Raw genomic sequence first — 5,990 nt, 5'->3', positions numbered from 1 at the left:
GGCCCCGCACCGGTATCCGGTGCGGGGCCGCTCCGTCTATCCCCGGTGCGCTCCGGTGGCGGTGGCCGGTCTGTGACGTGCGCAGTGCGGAAGTGCCGCCTTGCGCGCCGGACGGGTGAGCACCCTTGGCGATGCGAGCTCCCGGGTTTGGCTGGTGGCGCGTCATGCCGGGGCGAGGAGGCCGCCCGCACCGACCGTCCCGCTCCCGGGGTCATCGCGGTGGATGTCGGAGCGGGTGAGATCGGGGCGGTGACCACCCTGCCTCGTATCCCCGAGGACTCACGGGCGTCGGCGGGGGTGTGCCCGACACGCGGGAGTGGCGCGCAGCGATCGATCAACGACCGGGCGGTTCGACGATCGGCTCGGCGACGGCGGGCTCGACCTCCGCGATCTCCTCGAGGCGCTCCTCGTCGATCACACCGCGGTCGTCGATGGCTCCGGACTCCGCCGCGGTACTGACCGTGACACGGGACTCCACGGTGGTCCGGGGGTCCGCGTCCGGAGCGGCGAAGTCGAACTCGTCGAGGTCGGTGCGAAGTAGGAAGACGTTGTACGCGTCCCAGGTGGAGAGCGTGTAGTACAGGTACCGGCTGTCGTTGTCCGTGGTGAAGGGATGGATCATCGGTGCGTAGCCGTTCGGGAACATGCTTCGATCGACGATGGTCTGGGGCTCGGACCACGGTCCCCAGGGGCTCTCCGACACCCGCATGGAGACGACGCCCGTCGGCGAGGGCGTCACGGCGATGTACTTGTCCAGGTGCTCGTTGTACTGCACCGAGAGTTCCTCGACGCGTGCCGGGATGACGTCGTACCCGGTCGGCTCGTCGGTCCAGCCCGCGCCCGGGCCCGCGTACCACTCGTACGCGGCGGGGTCCTCGATCTGCCCGATCGGAACCCGAGTGAGCATCGCAGGACCCTGACGACCGGACGGGGTCACGTACTCATAGAGATGACCAGCGTCGAGGAGGAACGCACTCATCTGCGCCCCGTACCAGCGGTCTCCGTCCACCGGCGGCAGGGTCTCGCTGTCCGGAGCGGGTTCGAACTGAACTGTCGGGTTCCATCCGGTGAAATCCGTGACGCGCCGCATCGTCTCGGTGAGCACCGTCCACGATTCGCCGTCGTCCGTGGACTTCACCAGTGCGGAGTAGTTGGTGTTCCAGCCGCCAGGCGCGTTCCAGTCCCGCACGGACATGACCCGCATGTACATGTCATCACCGGTGCTGATCGCGGCGGTCGGGATGACGGTGACCTCGCCGGTCCCGTTGGACTGGTGCGCACCCTGGACGAGTGCCGTGGCCTTCCCTTGTGGATCGGAGGGGACCGCCCTGAGGACGTCCATCCCGTTCTCGGGGCTCCCGCCGGCGGTGGCGAGCATGACGTTGGAGCGCCACTGGTTGCCTGTGGGAGTGCAGTCTCCGAAGGTGTCGCCGAACAGGGCCATGGTCTCGCCATCGTGGGTGAAGGTGATCCCGAGGTCTGTGCCGTGGATGTCGTACAGCTCGTCGGTCTTCGCGGGGCTGGTCGGCCCGGTAACCAGCTGGCGTACGGACGTGGCGCCCTTGAGGACCGGGATGGTGCCGTCGGCCCCGGTGACCCATCGGGGGAATCGGCGAACCGAGGATGCGGTGGCGTCGAGCACCGAGTTGGTCGCGTTCGCGAGCGATCCGGTGACGGGGAAGGGGCCGAGGGAACCCGGGGGGATGTTCCCGAAGAAGCTGTTGCACGGACCGCTCTCGCCGAGCAGTGAGCCGGTCGAGCCCGAGGACCCGGTCGACCCGGTCGACCCGGTCGACCCGGAGGAACCGGTGGAACCGGTGGAACCCGTGGAGTCTGCGGACTGGGCGGCTGCGTGGGCGGGAGCCACCGTGATCGCCAGTGCCACAACGAGAGGCAACGCAGAGAGTAGACGTGGCACAGAGTTAATCCGGTTCACACGTGAGACCCTACCTACGTCGCTCGGACCGGCACGCCTTTCGGTCACCTAGACTCCACGTCATGCTAATGGTGGGTCTGACCGGTGGGATCGGTGCCGGCAAGTCGACGGTGACGGCGGTGCTCGCGGAGGCGGGGGCGGTGGTCGTGGACGCGGACCTCATCGCCCGCGAGGTCGTCGAACCGGGATCCCCCGGGCTGGCGATGCTCGTCGCCGAATTCGGCGAGGACATCCTGGGGCCGGACGGTGCACTCGACCGCGCCGCCCTCGCCGCCCGCGCCTTCGTCGACGCGGAGCGGACCGCGGCCCTCAACGCCATCACCCATCCGCTGATCGGGGAGCGGACGGCGGAGCTGTTCGGCTCGGCGCCGGAGGACGCGATCGTCGTGCACGACATGCCGCTCCTGGTGGAGGGCGGGATGACACCCGGCTACCACCTGGTGATCGTCGTCGACACCCCGGCGGAGATCCGGTTGCAGCGGTTGGTGGAGTTCCGGGGGATGCCGGAGGACGACGCCCGCGCCCGCATGTCGAGGCAGGCCACCGATGAGGCCCGCCGGGCCGCCGCGGACGTGGTGATCGACAACTCCGGGGACCGGCAGACCGCCGTGGACCTCACCAGCGCCCTGGTCGAGGTCCGCCTGCGCCCGTTCGAACACAACCTGCGCACCGGGACCCCCGTGGTGGGCGACCGCACCGTCGTCGCGTTCCGGCCCGAGTGGGCAGGCGAGGCGGAGCGGGCGTGCGGGCGCCTGCGTCACGTGGTGGGGCAGATCGCCACCCGGATCGACCACGTCGGTCCGACCGCGGTCGAGGGGCTGGACGCGCCCGACGTCATCGATCTTCAGGTGACGGTGCGGGACGCGGCAGCGGTCGAGGTCGCCCTGCGCACGCTCACCGAGGCGGGATACGTGCGTGATCGGTTGAGCGAACGGCCGTTGCTGCACTGGTGCGACCCCGCCAGGCCGCTGGAGGTGTCGATCCTGGCAGAGGATGACCCCGAGCACGAGTTCTCGCTACTCATGGCCGAGGTGATCGGCGCGGACCCCGGCGCACGGGCCGAGTACGCGGAGATCCTGCGTCGCGCGGATCGCGAGGAGACGCGTCAGTGGGAGCGCACCCTGAGCGAGGCCGTGCTGCGGCGGCGGTAGCGCCGACCGGGGGCGGGTCCGCAGCCCCGCCCCCGGCCGGGTCTCACTCGGTCGGGACCATCCCGTCGACCAACTCGGAGACCGGCACCTGCCGGACGACCTCGGTCGGCGCCGGCTGAGAGCTGGCCCGGCGCAGGTTCGGGTCGGGGAACACCTCCGACAGCCGGGTGCGCACGAGGAAGACGTTGTAGGCGTTCCAGGTGGTGACGAGGTAGTAGAGGTCCTCGCCCTGCGCCCACGGGTGCATGAACGCCCCGTAGACGCCGGGAAGCACCGAATAGTCCACCAGCGTGGTGGCGGAACTCCACGGCCCCTCGGGGCGGTCGGCGGTGCGGAGGACCACCGAGTCGTACCCCTGTGAGTACATCGCCGTGTACTTCCCGAGGTACTCGTTGTACATGGTCGATATCTCGCTCGCCGGGGCGGGCAGGACCCGCTCGGCAGCGCCGACATCGGACACCCATGCCGAGCCGTTCCAGTACTCGTACGCCTCGGGGTCGAGGACGCCCGCGGCGGGCGGGGTGGCGGATCCGTCGAGCTCGTCCGCGGTCGGGGAACCGGCGAGCGGAACGCGTGCGACGACCGCCCCGCCCTGTCGCCCGGAGGGGGTGAGGTACTCGTACAGGTGCGTGTCCGTCTTGAGGAACGAGCTCATCTGGGAGCCGCGCCACGCAGGATCCACGGCCGGGGCTCCGGCGCCGAGGGGGACCGTGTCGGTGATGGGGCGGGCCAGAGACGGGACGACGGCCCAGTTCTCGCCGTTGTCCGTCGAGTACGCCATCCCCGAGTAGTTGGTGGTCCACGATCCGGGTTGACCCCAGTGGGCCACGGACATGAACCGCAGGTACTGGACACCGTCGACGGAGATACCCGAGGTCGGGATGATCGTGACCTCACCGGGCAGCCCGGATCGCGGGACCAGCGACTTGGCGAGACCGTCGGTGCCCATGGCGGCGGAATCGATGGTGATGCCGTCGGTCAGATCGGTGTCGGCGGAGCGGAACAGGACGTTGGAACGCCACTGGTTGCCGGGCACCGTGCAGTCGCCCATGGTGTCGCCGAACGCCATCAGGACCTGTGGGTCGGCGGGATCACCGTTGTCCCACATGATGCCCAGGTCCGTTCCGGCCACTCCGAACCGGTTGATGGAATCCCCGGGACTCGTGGGCCCGGTGACGAGCTGCTCGAACCGGGTGGGTCCACGCAGGACGGGTACCGTGCCCTCCTCTCCGGTGATCCACGGTGGCATCCCGTAGACCGACCCGATCATCGGATAGAGCGAGCCGGACAGTCCGTTCCCCAGGGAACCGGTCTCCAACTGCTGGACCAGCGATCCCGAGCGGTCGGCGGAACCCAACGCCCGGGAAGTCGAGCCGAGCGACCCGGCGTCACCGGAGGACCCGAGCGAGCCGAGGGAACCGGTGCCCATACCGGCCCCGGTCCGGTTCTCCAGCAGGGAACCGAAGTTGCCGAACATCTCGCTGCACGGGCCGGCCGCGGCGGTTCCGGCGCCGACCGTGCCGAGGGTCACGACCGACGCGGCGGCCGTGATCGACGCGACGACGACCGAGCTCAGGCGGCGGGGGAGAGGTCGGGTCATGTCACGCCTCCGGGATGGGCCGACGCTCGACCAGGACGGTCTCGCCGGTGTCCGCCGGGTCCGGGGTGTTGCGGGTCCAGCTGTCGTCGGTCGTCCGCATCCGCGCCCGGGCGTCGGGCAGGGTCCGCGGCGGGATCTGGGTGAGGTCGGTCCTCATGAGGAAGACGTTGTAGGCGTCCCAGGTGGACATGGTGAAGTACAGGTCCTCGCCGCGGGTCTCCACGGCGGGGCTCCACGGGTGGACGAAGGCGCCGTAGAGGGTCGGGACGTGCTGGTACGAGAGCAGGATGTCCTCACCCGACCACGGGCCCCAAGGGGTGGCGGACTGGGCCATGACGATGTTGTTGGCGCTGTTGTTGTACAACGCGATGAAGCGACCCAGGTGCGCACTCCAGGACACCGACAACTCGCTCACGGCCGAGTTGACCGTCGGAGCGCCGAGCACCGGGACGGCGTCGCGGTGATCGACGACCCAGTCGCCGCCGTCCCAGAAGCGGTAGGCCGCCATCTCCTCGATCCGGTTCTCGGGGACCCGCGCGAGCCGTGCGGACCCGCTCCGACCGGACGGTGTGAGGTACTCGTAGACGTACCCGTCGTGCTTGAGGAACGCGCTCATCTGCCCGGCGGTGTGGGTGGTGGACTCCGGGCCCAGGTCGACCGGGAGGGGCATCGGTGCGGTACCCCGCCGGGCGGTATCGCGTACGGGGACCCAGTTCTCGCCGTTGTCCGTCGACCGGGCGAGAGCGGAGTAGTTGGTGGTCCACTCGCCGGGCGAGCCCCACCGTTCGACGGACATGTACCGCAGGTACTGGGTGCCGCCCACCTCGATGCCGGCGGTGGGGATCACCGTGGTCTCGTCGGGGTGGTCGGTGCGGGGGAGGATCGACTTCGCCATCCCGGGCCGCTCCATCGGCGCGTCGGTGATGCGCATCCCGTCGGCCAGTGTGCGGTCGCCGGATCGGAAGAGGATGTTGCTGCGCCACTGGTCACCGGGCTCGTCACAGTCGCCCATCGTGTCCCCGAGGGCCATCATCATCTGCGGATCCGAGGCGTCGCCGTTGTCCCAGAGGATTCCCAGGTCGGTGCCGGAGATGCCGAATCTGTCGACCGTGTCGTTGGGGCTGGTGGGTCCCGTCAGCAACTCGACCGTGGTGGTGCGGCCCCGGAGGACCGGGATGTACCCGTTCCCGCCGTCGGCCCACGGGGTGGCAGGGGCGGACGTGGGCGCCCCCAGGGACCCGGAGAGGGAGCCCGACCCGCCCGCGGTGCCGCCGGCCGGGGGCCACGGGTCACACGGTGCGGC

The 5,990-nt window shown here is 70.1% G+C and carries 4 protein-coding genes; 1 reads left to right on the top strand and 3 read right to left on the bottom strand.

Annotated elements, in window-relative coordinates; genetic code table 11:
• Positions 1-334: 334 nt before the first annotated feature.
• The gene (locus G6023_RS10130; RefSeq protein WP_182635322.1) at positions 335-1,897 is read right to left on the bottom strand and encodes a glycoside hydrolase family 183 protein; all 1,563 of its coding nucleotides are present in this window, start codon (positions 1,895-1,897) and stop codon (positions 335-337) included.
• Between the two features lie 101 nt (positions 1,898-1,998).
• On the opposite strand from G6023_RS10130, the gene coaE reads away from it, so the two are divergent.
• The gene (gene coaE, locus G6023_RS10125; protein WP_182635320.1) at positions 1,999-3,087 is read left to right on the top strand and encodes a dephospho-CoA kinase; all 1,089 of its coding nucleotides are present in this window, start codon (positions 1,999-2,001) and stop codon (positions 3,085-3,087) included.
• 43 nt (positions 3,088-3,130) lie between these two features.
• Here coaE and G6023_RS10120 read toward each other — a convergent pair whose 3' ends face one another.
• Both G6023_RS10120 and G6023_RS10115 read right to left on the bottom strand, forming a co-directional pair.
• Positions 3,131-4,687: a glycoside hydrolase family 183 protein gene (locus G6023_RS10120; RefSeq protein WP_182635303.1), complete on the bottom strand. Its 1,557-nt coding sequence runs from the start codon at positions 4,685-4,687 to the stop codon at positions 3,131-3,133.
• Position 4,688: 1 nt separating this feature from the next.
• Positions 4,689-5,990 (bottom strand): glycoside hydrolase family 183 protein (locus G6023_RS10115; RefSeq protein WP_182635301.1); only part of this gene is annotated, 1,302 nt, incomplete at its 5' end.

This window comes from Dietzia sp. DQ11-71, assembly GCF_014144995.1.
GTDB classification, from domain to species: Bacteria; Actinomycetota; Actinomycetes; order Mycobacteriales; family Mycobacteriaceae; genus Dietzia; species Dietzia kunjamensis.
This window is presented reverse-complemented; position numbering and strand designations above follow the sequence as displayed.